The 16,746-nt window shown below is 49.6% G+C and carries 9 protein-coding genes; all 9 read left to right on the top strand.

Features of this window, described 5'->3' with window-relative positions:
* The first annotated feature begins 270 nt into the window (after positions 1-270).
* On the top strand, positions 271-1,317 hold the full coding sequence (locus BM030_RS03125) for a LacI family DNA-binding transcriptional regulator (RefSeq protein ID WP_090971094.1): 1,047 nt from the start codon (positions 271-273) through the stop codon (positions 1,315-1,317).
* 11 nt (positions 1,318-1,328) lie between these two features.
* On the top strand, positions 1,329-3,578 hold the full coding sequence (locus BM030_RS03120) for an alpha-glucuronidase family glycosyl hydrolase (RefSeq protein ID WP_090971092.1): 2,250 nt from the start codon (positions 1,329-1,331) through the stop codon (positions 3,576-3,578).
* 64 nt (positions 3,579-3,642) lie between these two features.
* On the top strand, positions 3,643-6,855 hold the full coding sequence (locus BM030_RS03115; protein WP_244518646.1) for a SusC/RagA family TonB-linked outer membrane protein: 3,213 nt from the start codon (positions 3,643-3,645) through the stop codon (positions 6,853-6,855).
* Positions 6,856-6,866: 11 nt separating this feature from the next.
* Positions 6,867-8,771, top strand: coding sequence for a RagB/SusD family nutrient uptake outer membrane protein (locus BM030_RS03110; protein ID WP_090971090.1), 1,905 nt, complete (start codon positions 6,867-6,869; stop codon positions 8,769-8,771).
* 38 nt (positions 8,772-8,809) lie between these two features.
* Complete coding sequence (locus BM030_RS03105; RefSeq protein ID WP_170845616.1) at positions 8,810-10,006, top strand: DUF5000 domain-containing lipoprotein; 1,197 nt, start codon at positions 8,810-8,812, stop codon at positions 10,004-10,006.
* A gap of 20 nt (positions 10,007-10,026) precedes the next feature.
* The gene (locus BM030_RS03100) at positions 10,027-11,172 is read left to right on the top strand and encodes a DUF4998 domain-containing protein (RefSeq protein ID WP_090971085.1); all 1,146 of its coding nucleotides are present in this window, start codon (positions 10,027-10,029) and stop codon (positions 11,170-11,172) included.
* Positions 11,173-11,187: 15 nt separating this feature from the next.
* Positions 11,188-12,255: a glycoside hydrolase family 43 protein gene (locus BM030_RS03095; protein WP_211657518.1), complete on the top strand. Its 1,068-nt coding sequence runs from the start codon at positions 11,188-11,190 to the stop codon at positions 12,253-12,255.
* Positions 12,256-12,317: 62 nt separating this feature from the next.
* The gene (locus BM030_RS03090) at positions 12,318-13,730 is read left to right on the top strand and encodes a sulfatase (RefSeq protein WP_211657517.1); all 1,413 of its coding nucleotides are present in this window, start codon (positions 12,318-12,320) and stop codon (positions 13,728-13,730) included.
* A 20-nt stretch (positions 13,731-13,750) separates the two neighbouring features.
* Positions 13,751-16,723 (top strand): glycosyl hydrolase 115 family protein, encoded by a 2,973-nt coding sequence (locus tag BM030_RS03085; protein ID WP_090971080.1) that lies wholly within the window; start codon positions 13,751-13,753, stop codon positions 16,721-16,723.
* Positions 16,724-16,746: the final 23 nt, after the last annotated feature.

The following is a 16,746-nucleotide window of genomic DNA, read 5'->3' as shown; positions in this document are numbered from 1 at the left end:
GTTGTCCCCACATGCCATTGGCTATCAGGCTTCCTGTGTCATAATCTTAAGACAAAATAACGAAAAATTGAGACAAAGTGTATCGCTGTGTTTATCGGCGATTATGTTTCTTTGTGCCATGGGGACTTTACACTATCCCCATGCCAGTTAGTAAACCTCTTCAGCATGAGTATGGAATCAGGAAGTGATTAAAAATCAATGCATTTTTGAAACACTGGAATCGATTGCATAAGGTTTTTGTGAATAAATTAATATTTGGCAAGGCACAAGATGAATAGCAAGACTGAGATCACGATGAAAGATATTGCCGAAGCGTTAGGGCTTTCGCGTTCAACGGTCAGCCGGGCATTGCAGGGGCATCCGCATATCAGCGCCGACACGAAGGCGCAGGTCATGGATGAAGCAAAGCGGCTGGGCTATCAGTATAATGCTATGGCTGCCAGTCTTCGGAAGAAAAAATCGAATACCATCGGTTTAATTGTGCCCCGGATTTCGAGGTATTACCAGTCGGCCGTGATTACAGCCATCCAAAACAGGTTGCATGAAAACCGGTATAACCTGATGATTTGCCAATCTAATGAATCACCGGAAATCGAAAAGGAATTGGTTGACGCCTTATTTGCTTCGCGGGTTGAAGGGCTTATCGTTTCCACCACACTTTATACGACCGACTTTTCTGTATTCGACATCTTCGCTCGCAGCGGACGGCCTTTGGTGTTTTTTGACCGCACGCCCAAAAGCTATCCGGCCCATAAAATCCAGGGCGACGACTACAAAGGCGGATATCTTGCTGCAGACCATCTGCTGCGGCAGGGGTGCCGCAACATCGCCTATATCGGCGGTGCCACTACCTGCTCCATATATAGGGAACGTTATGACGGATACCGCGATGCCTTGGCAAACTATGGGATAGTACCTGATGAGGAAATGGTCTTCTTTCACGACCTCACGCCGGAAAATGCAGTAAAAACCTTCGACGGAATATTGCGGATGAAAAAAGAGCTGGATGCCATCTTTGCCGGGAATGATACCATTGCATTGGCCTTGGTCACACACGCAAAGAAACTGGGGATGAGATTGCCCGACGAACTGAAGATAGTGGGCTATTCAAATGATCCACTCACGGACGTAGTGAATCCTTCAATTACGTCTGTTGAACAGCATCCGTATGAGGTGGGAGAGCAGTCTGCATCGCTCATGCTGGGGTTGATCGGAGGGACGATTAAGCCCGGTAAGAATTACATTTCAGTGACGATTCCGGTAGAACTGGTTGAACGGGAATCAAGCCAGAAAATGGCGGATACCGTCATAATATAATAGTTGGGAAAATGAACACTCCAATAAACCATACGTTGCAATCGATTCCAAGTAGTTCGGAGAACTTGCTTAGTAAAAAGATAGCTAAGCAGCTTTTAAATCACTTGTTGACCACTCTCGGCATTGCTTGGTGTTTGATTATAAGTCCTTCGGTTTCAACTGCCGATGAAGGCTATCGGTTATGGCTGAAGTACGATAGGATAACCGATGCAGCCCGTATGGACGCTTACCAGCGACGGATAGAAGCATTTCGCATATGGGGAAGCTCGCCAACTCTTGCCGTGGCCGAAACAGAGCTAAAACGTGGGTTGGAAGGCTTATTGGGCCGGGCGGTATCTGCTGGGAACAGCACTGGAATCGATTCCAATATGGTTATCGTAGGTACGTTGGCTGATCTTCCCCAAAGGTATACACATCAAATTCCCCGGTACGCATTTTCGCACCTGGGACCCGAGGGATATACGATACGTGAAGTAACCGTGGGCGGACGTTCATCAATAGCAATCATCGCCAATGAAGACATCGGCATATTATACGGTGTTTTCCATTTTTTACGCCTGTTGCAAATGCACGTTGAGCTTGATGGGATAGACGTGAGCGATGCGCCAAAAGTGCAATGGCGGATGCTGAACCATTGGGATAACCTTAACGGTACTGTGGAGCGGGGATATGCCGGACTATCCATTTGGGACTGGGAAACGCTGCCGCAGACGATACAACAGCGGTATGTCGATTATGCGCGTGCGAACGCATCGGTAGGTATAAATGGCGTGGCGCTTAATAACGTGAACGCATCTCCTGAAATACTACGTGAAGAATACCTTTCCAAAGTAGCCGCATTGGCTGCGGTCTTCCGGCCGTACGGCATACGGGTCTTTTTGTCGGTAAACTTTGCTTCCCCGAAAGTACTGGGTGGTCTGGACACAGCGGATCCTTCGGATGAACGGGTCAGGGCATGGTGGCAGGCCAAGACCGAAGCGATTTATCGGCTTATTCCTGATTTCGGCGGGTTTCTGGTAAAAGCCAATTCGGAGGGACAGCCGGGTCCACAGGATTATGGACGGACGCATGCAGAAGGTGCAAATATGCTAGCACGGGCCTTGGATGCCCACGGCGGTACATTAATCTGGCGTGCTTTTGTTTACGAAGCTAAGGGGAGTGACCGGGTCATGGATGCCTATGATGAGTTTGCACGGTTTGATGGCCAGTTTTTACCCAATGTTTTTGTGCAAACGAAAAACGGTCCCTTAGATTTCCAGCCTCGTGAACCGTTTGCTCCCTTGTTTGGCGCGATGCCCAACACGCCCCAAATGCTGGAATTTCAGATAACACAGGAGTATCTTGGATTTAGCACCCATTTGGTATACCTGGCCACGCTTTATAAAGAAGTGCTGGAATCCGACACCTATGTGGGGGGTAAAGGGGCTACCGTAGCAAAGATAATTGATGGCAGCCAGCAAGGACAAAGGATGACCGGGGTGGCAGGTGTTGCCAACATCGGGAATGTTGGCAATTGGACCTACCATCCTTTTGGACAAGCCAACTGGTACGCTTACGGGCGACTGGCCTGGGATCACGCACTTACCGCCACGGAGATTGCGCAAGAGTGGATCCGAATGACATTGACAACGGATGAAGTCGCCGTTAACACCATTACGGAAATGATGGTATCGTCATACGAGCATCTGGTGAATTACCAAACCCCGTTAGGATTAAACGTATTGAGCAGTGTAGGGCATCACTACGGTCCGCAACCTTGGCGGAGGGCCGGCTTCCACCGTGCGGATACCGCCGGGATCGGGTTCGATCGCACGGGCACGGGCAGCAATGCCGTCGTTCAGTATTCATCGGTTTTGCAGGACTCGTTCGGTAATGTAGCCAATTGTCCGGATAAATTCCTCCTTTGGTTTCACCGGTTGCCGTGGGATTACGAGATGGCTTCGGGGCGGACACTTTGGGAAGAGCTCTGCTTCCGTTACCACGATGGGGTGGCGGGTGTGCGGCAGCTACAGGAAGCTTGGAAAACAGTACGGCATGCGGTCTGCCCTGAAACGTTTCAACGGGTTAATAGATTGCTGGCTGTCCAGGAAGATGAGGCGGTATGGTGGAGAGACGCCTGTCTGTGGTATTTTGCCACGGTCGCTCAAAAAGACGTGCCTCCGCAGTATGAAAAGCCGCGATACACAGCGCAGGAAATTAAAAAGCGAGAAATGGAATCAAAGGATATGAAACATTTCAGTACATCGCTACAGCTGCCTTAGTGATTGCAATTGACGCGATACCGATTTTTAAACACCCAATTAATAAACAATTATGATAAAAATTATGAACAAACTGCTTTTGTTACGGCTCTGCCTGTTTCTGGGTACCATGGGGATGGCTACCTGCTGCGGTGTGGTCATAGCTTCTGACGCTACGGCGGGAAACCGGGTGCAGGGCGCCTCGCATGGCGAAAGGCTAACTTCCGTGCAAGACACAGAAGTTCGGGGTACTGTAACAGACACCACCGGCAATCCGTTGCCGGGAGTGTCCGTGGTTATCAAGGGCCGCACTGTCGGTACGGCCACGGACGTAAATGGAAAGTATATTTTGGACGTGCCGGATGATGCCATCTTGGTATTTACTATGGTCGGATTCCAGACACAGGAAATCGCAGTCAATGGCAAGTCCGTCATTGATGTGGTATTGGAAGGAGCCGAAGGGCATTTGGACGAAGCTGTCGTTGTGGCGTTCGGTACGCAAAAAAAACAATCCGTCATCGGCTCAATCACCACCATTAATCCAAGCGAACTGAAAGTGCCTTCCAGCAACCTTACCACGGCGCTCGCGGGTCGGCTTGCCGGCGTAATTGCATTCCAAAGAAGTGGCGAACCTGGGCAAGACAATGCCAACTTCTTTGTGAGGGGAATCACCACGTTTGGGGCAAATCAGAATCCGCTGATATTGATTGACGGCATCGAGTTGACTACCACTGACTTGGCCCGGCTCCCGCCGGACGATATTGCAAGTTTTTCGGTCATGAAGGATGCCACCGCCACGGCCCTTTACGGATCCCGGGCAGCCAATGGTGTGATACTGGTGACGACCAAGGAAGGCAGGGAAGGCAAGGCACGTGTACAATTCCGGGTGGAGCAATCGCTGTCTGCACCGACGCGCAATGTAGAGCTTGCTGACCCGGTCACCTACATGAAATTGCACAATGAAGCGATACTGACACGTGACCCCGTTGGAGAGCTCCTGTATTCGGATGAGAAAATAGACAATACCGTGCCGGGTTCGGGGTCGCTGATTTTCCCGGCGACGGATTGGCGTAGCGAGCTCTTCAAGGATTACACCTCCAACCAACGCGCAAACCTCAGTGTGTCTGGCGGCGGCTCGGTGGCAAAATATTACGTGTCCGGAAACTTGACGCAAGACAACGGTATACTGAAAGTGGATGGAAGAAATAATTTCAATAACAATATTAGCCTGACCACCTATAACCTCCGCTCCAATGTAAACATCAATCTCACGAAGTCGACGGAATTGATCGTGCGGTTGAGTGGTAGTTTTGACGATTACACTGGCCCATTGGATGGAGGCACGGCTATATATAGGAAGGCCATGCGATCAAACCCTGTATTGTTTCCGGCCACCTATCCGGTAGATGAAGATCACCGGTTTGTGAATCACATCATGTTCGGGAACTTTGGCGAGGGTAACTACCTGAATCCGTATGCCGATCTGGTAAGGGGATACCGGAATTATGCACGATCCAATGTGGTGGCACAGTTTGAAATCAAGCAGGATCTATCATTCTTGTTGGAAGGGCTTGCCATACGGTCGATGACCAATACCACGCGCTATTCGTTCTTTGACGTGAGGCGCCAGTATGCACCATTTTATTACCAATTGGGTTCACATGACAGACGAAATAATACCTATCAGGTAAACATCATTAATCCGGATGGAGGTACGGATTACCTGACTTATGAGCCGGGTGAAAAAACCATTCAGTCACAATTCTACATCGAGACGGCAGCCAGTTACAACAGGCAGTTTGGGAAACATGGCGTGAGTGGTATGTTAGTGAATATTCTGCGAAATCATCTTACGGCGAATGCAGCGACATTACAAGGGTCGCTGCCATTCCGCAACTTTGGTCTCTCCGGACGGGCTACTTATGCCTATGACAGCCGCTATTTCCTCGAACTTAATTTCGGTTACAATGGTACCGAGCGATTTTACAAAGATCACCGCTATGGTTTCTTCCCCGCCGGAGGTGTGGCTTGGAGCATATCCAATGAGAAATTTTTCGAGCCTTATCGTGATGTAATCTCCAACCTGAGGTTGAGGGCAACATATGGGATTGTGGGCAATGACAACATCGGTTCTGGTCGCTTCCTCTACCTGTCGGAGGTCAATATGAACGACCCGAACTACGGCGCTGTATTTGGGATGGACAACACATATTCAAGAAACGGTATCTCAGTGTCGCGCTATTCTGATGAAAATATCACGTGGGAAATGGCTAAAAAGACCAATTTTGCCTTGGAACTGGGGCTCTTCAACCGAATGCAGCTGACAGCCGAGTATTATACCGAGCTCAGAGAAAATATCTTACAGACGCGTGTGGCCACACCTGCGTCCATGGGCCTTGCTGCGCAACCTGCGGCCAACATCGGTAAGGCCAAGGGCCGTGGCATAGACCTTGCCTTGGAATACAACCATGCCATGAGCAATGGCGCTTGGCTGCAAGGCAGAGGCAATTTCACCTATTCCACGGGTAAGTACCTCGTGTATGAGGAGTATGATTACGTCAATGAGCCCTGGATGTCCCGGGTGGGCCACTCCATTAACCAACAATGGGGGTATATTGCCGAAAGCTTGTTTATCGATGATTACGAGGTGGCTAATTCTCCGAGACAGAATTTCGGACAGTATATGGCCGGAGACATTAAATACCGTGATATCAACGGAGATGGACAGATCACCACGCTGGACCAAGTACCCCTCGGATACCCCACCGTGCCCGAAATTATCTATGGCATGGGCTTTTCAGCAGGCTTCAAGAATTTTGATATCTCTGCGTTTTTTCAAGGGTTGGCCAGGGAGTCATTCTGGATAGATCCGCGAGCCACCGCACCGTTTATCAACGTCCGGTACCAATCGGAAATTGACAATGGACAATTGGCAGGCGTCAACCTGCAAAATCAATTGCTTAAAGCCTACGCTGAGAGCCATTGGTCTGAAGACAACCGCGACATCTATGCGATGTGGCCCCGCCTGAGTCCCGTATATTATACCAATAATGGGCAAAACAGCACTTGGTTCATGCGAGATGGCACCTTCTTGCGGCTCAAACAGGTGGAGTTGGGGTATTCGTTGCCCAAGCGACTGATTGATCGGGTTAATATGACGAGCTTACGGATATATCTCACAGGCACAAACTTGCTTACTTGGAGCCGGTTTAAGCTGTGGGACGTGGAAATGGCCGGCAATGGCTTGGGTTACCCCGTGCAGCGTGTGTTTAATTTGGGTATCAATGCATCATTCTAAAGAGAGAAAACATGAAAAATATCAGTATACGTTTTTGGGCTTTTTTCACGGCATGTTCGGTATCCTGCCAGTCGTATCTGGACATTGTGCCAGATGATATACCAACCATTGAGAACGCGTTTACTATGCGTGTCAGTGCAGAGCGATTCCTGTTTACCTGCTACTCATACATGCCCTTGCATAGCAGCCTAACGGGTAATCCAGGCTTCACTGCAGGTGATGAGTTTTGGCTGCATAACAACTACACAACCCCAGGGTGGGAGATCGCCCGTGGTGGACAGAACGTCGTGAACCCCTACCTTAATTTTTGGCAGGGCACCGAAGGAGCCAAAGATCTTTATCAGGGTATCCGGGACTGCAATATTTTCCTGGAAAACGTGGGCAATGTGCCTGACCTTCCAGAATTTGAACGCAACAGATGGATAGCCGAGGTGAAATTTTTGAAAGCCTATTATCACTTCTGGCTGGTGCAAATGTACGGCCCGATCCCCATCAAACGGGAAAATCTTCCTGTTTTCGCTGGTATCGATGAAGTAAAAGTAAAAAGGGATCCGGTGGATGAATGTTTCGCCTACATTGTCCAGTTGTTAGACGAAGCGTCACTGCCCAATCACCTGCCTGATCGCATACAGGACGAGGCGTCTGAGCTCGGGCGCATCACCCGGCTCATTGCACTTTCTTTCAAAGCGCAGGTGCTCGCCACGGCTGCCAGTCCGTTTTTCAATGGCAATGCAGACTACAATAATTTTGTAGACCATGATGGCGTGCAGTTGTTCAATCCCACCTTTGATCCACAGAAATGGGTGCTGGCCGAGACAGCATGCCGTGATGCCATAGCGCTTGCCGAAACTACGGGTAGGCGCCTGTATTACTATAACCAAAGTGCGTTGCAGTATGACATCCCCGACTCTTTGCGTATACAGATGAACATTCGCAATGCCGTGACCCAAAGATGGAACGACGAAATCATTTGGGGCAACACCAATAGCCGTGCCGTAGCGATTCAATCACAAGCCCATGCCCGCGGCCTTGACCCGGCGATGGTGGCCAGTGCCCGCGCTGCCGGCAACCTAGCAGTGCCCCTCAAAATCGTTGAAACATTTTACACCCACAATGGCGTTCCCATTAATGAAGACCATACATGGAACTACGCAAACCGATATACGCTACGTTCCGGTGGTTCAGCCGATCGGTACTATATCCGGGAAGGCTACACTACAGCCGCGCTCAACTTTGATAGGGAGCCACGATTTTACGCGAGCTTGGGGTTTGACGGCGGAATATGGTATGGGCAGGGTCGATACACGCGCGACCAAGCTTTCTTCTATGTCCAGGCGAAGCAGGGACAACCGTCATCCACAAAATCCAATGCGACACATAACGTGACAGGTTATTGGCCGAAAAAGTTGGTGTACTATACCAATGAGGTTACTACCATTACTAATTATAGCCAGACAAACTATGCATGGCCCGTAATCCGCTTAGCGGATTTGTATCTGCTATATGCGGAGGTGCTCAACGAAGTGCACGGGGCCATCCCTGAGTGCTATTACTGGCTGGACTTGGTGAGAGAGCGTGCCGGGTTGGATGGTGTGGTGGAATCATGGGCCAACTTCTCGACCCATCCAGATAAGCCGTTATCACAAGAAGGGCTCCGCGATATCATACGGAGGGAGCGTCTAATCGAACTGGCCTTTGAGGGCATACGTTACTGGGATTTGCGTAGGTGGAAAATGGCCGTTACTGAATTTAACCAGCCCATCACTGGCTGGGACATTAGCCAGCGTACCACCGAGGGATATTATCGGGTAAACCATATTTTCAATCGGCAGTTCTCGCATCGCGATTATTTGTGGCCCATCCGCGAAAACGAATTGCTGGCCAATAAAAACACCGTGCAGAATCCGGGCTGGTAACGGACCAGCTTTTTCTTGACCTAAAAAAAGAAATGAAGATGAAGAAAATAACCTACATGACCCTTATCTGTGGCCTGCTTTTGGCCGCCATGGGTTGTACAGAGGATCAGGGATATATCCGGTTGGATGATGACAGTGCGCCATCACCAATCACCGATATACGGGTAGAGCCCACACCCGGAGGGGCAAGGATTTTTTATGCAATACCTCCCGAGCCGAGCTTTCGCTACGTACGGGCTGATTATGCTATCCGTGAAGGTGTATGGCGCGAGACCCGGTCGTCGAGTTATGTGAATTTCGTGGAAGTGGTGGGGTTCCCCTCCACTGATGAATACGAAGTGACACTATATGCGGTAAGTAGTGGCGAGAAAGCGTCCGAGCCGGTCAAGGTTAAAATCAATCCACTGACTCCACCACTGCTGGAAGTTTATGGGACAATGACGTTTCAGGAAACGTTCGGAGGGGTAACCGTTGCCTTTGAGAATTCCGGTGAAGCGAGCATGGCTGTAGCCATATTGACCACTGATGAAAATGGCGAATGGTATGAAATAGATACTTACTACAACCAATCGCGGAATGGCCGCTTTACCGTTCGCGGCTTTGCGGCCGAAGAGCGCGTTTTTGGTGCTGTAGCACGTGATCGCTTCGGTAGTCTTTCCGACACGGCCAAGGCAACGGTGACACCGATTTTCGAAGAGGAAATCCCTAAGGGTAATTTTAGGGTGTACCCCCTGGCGTCCGATACAGAGGGGGGACATGGCGGTGCCCAAAATACGATTGACAAGGCCATAGATGGGCGAATAGCCCCCAATGGAGGAGTAGCCGTGCATCACACGGCTCCGGGTACCGGCATGCCGCAGCACTTCACCTTCGACATGGGTACCAGAGCCACGCTGAGTAGGTACAAGCTTTGGCACAGGGGGCCAGGCGCTAGCTGGGCATACCAGTTGGGTGCTCCAAGGGTATGGGAAATCTATGGAAGCAACAACCCCACCGATGATTGGAGTAGCTGGATACTGCTGGGCACGTTCGAGGCGCAAAAGCCGTCGGGCGAACCCGTGGGTACCAACACGGCCGAAGATAATCGTTATGCCACCGAAATCGGAGAAGACTACGACTTCCCCGACGGTAATCCGCCTGTACGGTATATCCGCTTTAGGACCATCGAAACTTGGGGATTCGTCGACTATATGTATCTCGGTGAGATTAGCCTTTGGGGTAGGGTAGAACAATAAACGCATTCAATAGAAATATCATGAAAATCATCAATATTCGATTTAATGCCCTAAATGTGGCCGCGACAGCATTGCTTGTAATGATAGTGTCTGCCTGCGGTAAAATGGACGAAACCTTCCGTGAGTTTGTCAAAGGCGGGCGTATCATCTATGCCCCCACACCGGGCGACTCGCTCAAAGTGCATCCTGGGAAAAACCGACTCCAGCTTTCCTGGCCCGCAGCGCCAGATCCCAAGGTCTCAGAAGCCCACATCTATTGGAATGGCAGACAAGATTCGTTGGTAGCTAACATCAAAAACCCGCCAAACGACACGGTGAAAATCGTGATCGACAACCTTCAAGAGGGCACTTACTTGTTTGAAATCTATATATACGACGAATTGGGCAACCGATCCGTTAAGACCGATTTTATTGCCAACACCTATGGTGACCAATACCAGCAAACCCTGCTGGTGAGGCCGGTGGATGAAGCGCTATACGAAGGAGACAGCGTAATGGCGGTTTGGGGAGGCAACCCCAGTGCACAAGCCTATTATTCGGAAATCAGTTATCAGGATGTCAATGGTAATGACCGTTTGGTAAGGGCCTACGCCGATGCGGATAGGAGTGTCCTCAAGGAGTTTGAATTTACGGAATTTATCCAATATCGTACGGTATACCTACCCAGTCCATTGGCCATTGATACGTTTTATACCGACTGGTATACACAACGGGTAAAAGGCCCGCCAATTGAACTAGAAAAAACCGGTTGGATTGCTACAGCCTCAAGTCAGGATGCCGCCGGCAACCGATTAGCGTCCAACGCTATTGATGGTAACCCCAGCACAATATGGGTGAATCAGTTGGGCGCTACTCCACCGTTCACCTATCCACATACCATCACTGTGGATATGGGTGTGCTGCATGAAAATATAGAAGGGTTTGTCATCATCACCCGTGTGGGCAATTCTGCGGCGCGGCCAAAGACCGTGGAGTTGTTGACCAGCGAAGATGGTGAAGATTGGCAGCCCCACGGTGAATTTGATTTGGAAAATAACGGGGAAAAGCAATTCATCACGATTCCTACAGCTGTGAAGGCCCGATATTTTAGGATTATCGGGAAAAGCGCCCAAAGTAGCAGCGAAAATAATATCGCTTTGGCAGAAGTAGGGTTATACACTCGGTAGAAAAAATCAAGAATCATGAAATTAGAAAAAGCGCACTTCCGTATTTTAATGGGGATATGTATCGTATTGATACTCGCTTGTAAAACTGAAGGGCCATCCGAGGCCATGCCACCCCCCTCCGAGGAAGAGACTCCCATTGATGATAATACGTTTACCAACCCGCTCCTCCCGCGTGGCGCGGATCCCTGGATAACACAAAAGGACGGAACGTATTACTATACGTATACCCACGGGAGTCGTTTGGTGCTTTATGTGATCAAAAAAGTAAGTGAGTTGGCCAACGCAACTCCCATCAATATATTTGTCCCGCCACCGGGAGAAACCTATTCCCAAAATATCTGGGCTCCCGAATTACATGAGATAGATGGCAAATGGTATATGTATTTTGCGGCTGATGGAAATGGAACCAGCCATAGGATGTATGTGATTGAAAACAAATCAGGAAGCCCGTTAAGAGGGGCTTGGGAACTTAAAGGGCGGGTGGCTGACCCGACGGACGAATGGGCGATTGACGGAACGGTAATGAAATATAACGATCAGCTTTACATGTTATGGTCTGGGGGAACAGGCGGGAACCAGAAGATTTTTATAGCTAAAATGAGTAATCCTTGGACAATTGAGGGCGAGCGTGTGCAAATAAGCACACCGATATATAGCTGGGAGAAGCAGCGGGCTCCGAGCGGCATTAATGAAGGGCCTCAACCTCTTTTTAATCCGCAAGGAGAGTTGTTTGTCATTTTTTCTGCAAGTCTCTTTTCGTCCGACCATTATTGTTTGGGCTGGCTTAGACTTAAAAATGGAGGCGATCCGATGGATCCTTCGCATTGGACCAAACATCCCCAGCCGGTGTTTTCCATGCGTGCGGAAAACGGAGCCTATGGCCCAGGTCACAATGGATTCTTTAAATCACCGGATGGCACGGAAGATTGGATCATATACCATGCACGTAACCTGCCCGATGGTGGAAGCACCAACTATCGTAATCCGCGTATCCAGAAGTTTACGTGGAATCCAGACGGTACGCCGAATTTTGGTGTGCCGGTGAAAATCGGTGAACGAATAAAAAAGCCTTCTGGGGAATGAGATTCTTGCCGCGGATCGTGACATTTTTTTTGCTTCTGCCGTCTTACGCGTGGACGCAAACAATGCATAACAAGCGCTATAACGTGTTGTTGATATGCGTTGACGACTTAATGCCTGAATTGGGCTGTTACGGTAACAGCATCGTGAAGTCGCCTTATATCGATAGCTTGGCCGCCCGGTCTGCTGTATTTACGAAACATTATGTGACGGTACCCACCTGCGGGGCTTCCCGTTACAGCCTGCTACGTAGCACGCTGCCGCGTACGAAGGCAGCGTTGGGCAATGAAGCTGCGAAAATATTGTCGGATCCGGAAACGGCGATAGGAAATGAGCCGGAAACGTTTATTGAGCAGTACCGTAGAAACGGTTACCATACCGTTGGTATCGGGAAAATCAGCCACTCGCCTGATGGATATCGGTATCCATATGCCGGTCCTAAGAGCGACCAGCGGGAACTGCCCCGGAGTTGGGATGAAGTGTCGTTTAATCCGGGTAAGTGGGGGCACGGTTGGAATGCGTTTTTTGCATACGCAGATGGCGAAAGCCGGATTACTATGCAGGGAGAAGTGCCGCCTTATGAGGCTGCCGATGTGCCTGATGAAGGGTATCCCGATGGCCTGACGGCTGCATTGGCCGTTGATAAACTGAAGATGCTTGCCCGACAAGAAAAGCCTTTCTTTATGGGAGTAGGCTTTTTCAAACCTCATTTACCCTTTAATGCACCTCAGCAATATTGGGATTTATATGACGCTGGCCATTTGCCTCTTACTGCTGTTCCCAATATTCCAGCGAATATAAACTTGGCTAGCTTGCACAACAGTGCCGAATTTAATCAGTACCGGCTGGGCGAGGAAAGCGCGGCGCTTGACCAACCTCTTTCAGACGGGTACGCGCGAAAGTTGATACACGGCTACTATGCTTGCATCAGTTATGTAGATGCTCAGGTGGGCAAGGTTCTGCAGGCGCTGGAGGAAACGGGTTTAGCTGACCGGACCGTCGTGGTCTTGTGGAGCGATCATGGTTGGCATTTAGGAGATTACCGGGTTTGGGGAAAGCATACGTTGTTTGACCGGGCACTCCGAAGCGTGCTGATGATTAAGACACCGGCTATGAGCCGGTGCAAGGTTGTTAATCGGATAACGAGTACCATCGACATTGGGCCCACGCTGCTCGAACTGTGTGATCTGCCCCCGTTATCGCAGGCCGACGGCAGGAGCTTGATCCCCTTACTGAACGATGTACAAGACAAAGCCTGGGCTGACGTGGCCTATAGTTATTATAATCACGGAATTAGCATGGTGACCCCTCAGTTCCGGCTTACCCGGTATTTCCGTAAGGAACAACCAGTTATAGAGTTATATGATCATGCGACTGATCCGCTGGAAACCCGGAACATAGCGGAGCGCTCTCCGGATATTATCCGCCAACTAACGCCGCTTTGGGAACGGGGAAATACCGGTGTATATGCTAAGTAAGCTATTAAACCATAGACAAAATGTTAAACTTTACAAATCACATCAGCAAATCAATAGTTACGGCAGGCTTTTTACTTGCATTAGTAGCCATGGCAAACGCACAGGTTTTCCTTTCGGATGCCGGGACCAATCATCGCAACAGGTTTCCGTTGGTTGATGTGCGGGAGGCTACGGCCATTTACTACGATACGGCAGATTTTACTGCGGTCAAAACCAGTGCCCGCCTTTTTGCTGAGGATGTGGAACGTGTGTCGGGAATGTCAGTCGCTGTTGGTCCGGTAACAGGGAAAATGGCTAAAAATATGGTGTTGGTGGGTAGTTTGGGGCAAAACGGCTTGATTGACCGGTTGGTTGAAGAAAAGAAAATGACGGTTGACTCCATCGTGGGAGCGTGGGAACGGTATACCATTCAATTGGTAATCAATCCATTCCCAGGTGTGTCCAAGGCGTTAGTGGTGGCCGGGAGCGACCGCAGGGGGACGGCTTACGGACTATTTTCCATATCGGAGGCGATAGGTGTTTCGCCCTGGTATTGGTGGGCAGATGTTCCGGTAAAGAAAAGGGATCGCCTCTATCTCGATGTCAAACCTTTTACAGCTCCTGCGCCAACAGTTAAATACCGTGGTATTTTTATCAATGATGAGGATTGGGGCCTGCTGCCATGGGCCAAGCATACGTTTGACCCCGAACGGAAAGACATCGGCCCGAAAACGTACGCTAAAGTGTTCGAACTGCTGCTCAGGCTGAAGGCCAATTATTTATGTCCGGCAATGCACGAAGCAAGCGGGGCTTTTAACAAATATCCTGAGAATAAGCTCGTCGCCGATTCGTTCGGGATTGTTATGGGATCCGTGCACCCGGAACCCCTATTGTTCAACAACGCCAGCGAATGGGATAAAAAGACGATGGGCGAATGGAATTACATGACTAATAAGGAAGGTATTTTACGGGTGCTGGACAAACGGGTAAAGGAAAATGCGCCGTATGAGAACGTATATACGCTGGCGCTGCGTGGGTTGCATGACCGGGCCATGACGGGCAACTACACGCTGGAACAACGCGTTAAACTGGTGGGCCAAGCGTTGAAAGACCAACGGACTATCCTCCAAAAGTATATTGATAAACCAATTGAAGAAATTCCGCAGGCGTTTACTCCATATAAAGAGGTGCTGGATCTGTACCTTGCCGGACTGGAATTGCCGGACGACGTGATTTTGGTATGGCCGGATGATAATTACGGCTACATGAAACAATTGAGCAACGAGAAAGAACGGAAACGCTCCGGCGGTTCGGGGGTATACTACCATGCCTCATACCTGGGGATACCGCACGATTACCTCTGGCTTTCTTCCACACCACCGGCATTGATGTACGAGGAGCTGCATAAAGCATACCGTACAGGAGCCGACCGGCTTTGGCTGCTGAATGCCGGCGACATCAAGTCGTGCGAATTCCCGGTTACCCTGTTTCTGGCCATGGCCTATGACCTCACGCAGTTCAATTTTGATAATGTTCCTGACTTCCAGGCCCACTGGTGGAGTGCGATGTATGGCCAGCACTATTTTGACGAGTTCAGGGAGATAAGCCGTGAATATCACCGTCTTGCTTTTGCCCGCAAGCCGGAGTTCATGGGGTGGGGCTATCAGTGGAATACATTCAAACAAGGCAGGGAAAGGCCCACAGATACGGATTTTTCGTTTGTCAACTACGGCGAAGCCGAAAAAAGAATTGCTGATTATCACCGTATCGGGAAAAAAGCTGAGCGCTTATTGAACGAGGTCTCGCCGGAAGAAAGGCCGTCGTTTTTCCAGTTGGTCTATTATCCGGTCAAAGGGGCTGAACTGATGAACAAAAAGTGGCTTACCGCGCAGCAACAACGGTTATTTTTAGCCCAAGGCCGGTCGGAAGCCAATTTGCTGAAGGATAAAGTAAAGCACTACTATGATACGTTGTATACTATTTCTTACGAATACAACGATTTGTTGGAAAGCAAGTGGAAGCGGATAATGTCGCTGAAACAAGGCGTGGTAGCCTCTTATTTTGAGTTGCCCAAGCTGGATTCTCTGAAGGTTCCTGTACAACCCGCCATGGCATTGTTTGTGGAGGGACAGGAGCCATTGAAAGGTGTCAGCAGTTATCATCATTTGCCCGCATTTTCAAAGTTTTTCTCCAATAAAAAATACGTTGTTGATGTGTTCAATACCGGTGGCGGTTCCTTTGACTGGCAATTGGAGGTATCAGCCGATTGGATAACGGTAAGCAAGGCACAGGGCACAGTGGTTTATGGCGACAGGGTAGCGGTGGGTGTTGATTGGGAGCGCGTGCCGGTCGGCGAAAAGGTATCCGGATATATCCGGTTTACCAGCGGCGATATAACCGAACACGTATTGGTGTCGGTCTTTAATCCCGAATTACCAGCCATAACGGATGTACGTGGACACTTTGTTGAAGACAATGGTGTTATTGCAATTCCAGGGGCTGATTTTCATCGCAAACGCGAAACGGAAGATATCAAGATGTACTTGATCGATAACCTGGGGGTAGAGGACAGATGCGTGATGATAGGTGATCCGGTCGCTAAGGTACGTAATCCGCGGGATGATCAATCGCCGGGCGTAGCGTATGATTTTTATACCTTTCACCACGGTCCGGTTGATGTATACACTTATGTATTGCCTGTTTTTCCGCTGAACTCCGATCGTGACTTCGGCTTTCATGAACAGCATACCTCCCAAACCCGGTATGCGGTATGCATCGACGACGGACCGGTAGCACTGCCATCGTCCTCCGCACCGGAATATACACAGACTTGGGCGGATAATGTGCTCCGTAATGCCGCCGTAAATAAATCGACGCTCTATATTGACAAGCCCGGTAAGCATACGCTTCACATCAAGTGCGGCGATCCGGGCATGGTCATACAGAAGATTGTGCTTGATTTCGGCGGGCTGAAAAAATCCTATTTAGGGCCTTCCATGACGAAGGTAGAATAATCTTGGAATAGAAGTTGTTAAAT

It is taken from the genome of Parapedobacter composti (assembly GCF_900112315.1).
Taxonomy (GTDB): domain Bacteria; phylum Bacteroidota; class Bacteroidia; order Sphingobacteriales; family Sphingobacteriaceae; genus Parapedobacter; species Parapedobacter composti.
The sequence above is the reverse complement of the archived record's forward strand: the minus strand, read 5'-3'. Positions and strand labels throughout refer to the sequence as shown.

What these genes read in the sequence shown, in the direction of transcription:
- BM030_RS03125 (WP_090971094.1), top strand. Translation starts at nt 271, where the DNA reads ATGAATAGCAAGACTGAGATCACGATGAAAGATATTGCCGAAGCGTTA.
- BM030_RS03120 (WP_090971092.1), top strand. Translation starts at nt 1,329, where the DNA reads ATGAACACTCCAATAAACCATACGTTGCAATCGATTCCAAGTAGTTCG.
- BM030_RS03115 (WP_244518646.1), top strand. Translation starts at nt 3,643, where the DNA reads ATGAACAAACTGCTTTTGTTACGGCTCTGCCTGTTTCTGGGTACCATG.
- BM030_RS03110 (WP_090971090.1), top strand. Translation starts at nt 6,867, where the DNA reads ATGAAAAATATCAGTATACGTTTTTGGGCTTTTTTCACGGCATGTTCG.
- BM030_RS03105 (WP_170845616.1), top strand. Translation starts at nt 8,810, where the DNA reads ATGAAGAAAATAACCTACATGACCCTTATCTGTGGCCTGCTTTTGGCC.
- BM030_RS03100 (WP_090971085.1), top strand. Translation starts at nt 10,027, where the DNA reads ATGAAAATCATCAATATTCGATTTAATGCCCTAAATGTGGCCGCGACA.
- BM030_RS03095 (WP_211657518.1), top strand. Translation starts at nt 11,188, where the DNA reads ATGAAATTAGAAAAAGCGCACTTCCGTATTTTAATGGGGATATGTATC.
- BM030_RS03090 (WP_211657517.1), top strand. Translation starts at nt 12,318, where the DNA reads ATGCATAACAAGCGCTATAACGTGTTGTTGATATGCGTTGACGACTTA.
- BM030_RS03085 (WP_090971080.1), top strand. Translation starts at nt 13,751, where the DNA reads ATGTTAAACTTTACAAATCACATCAGCAAATCAATAGTTACGGCAGGC.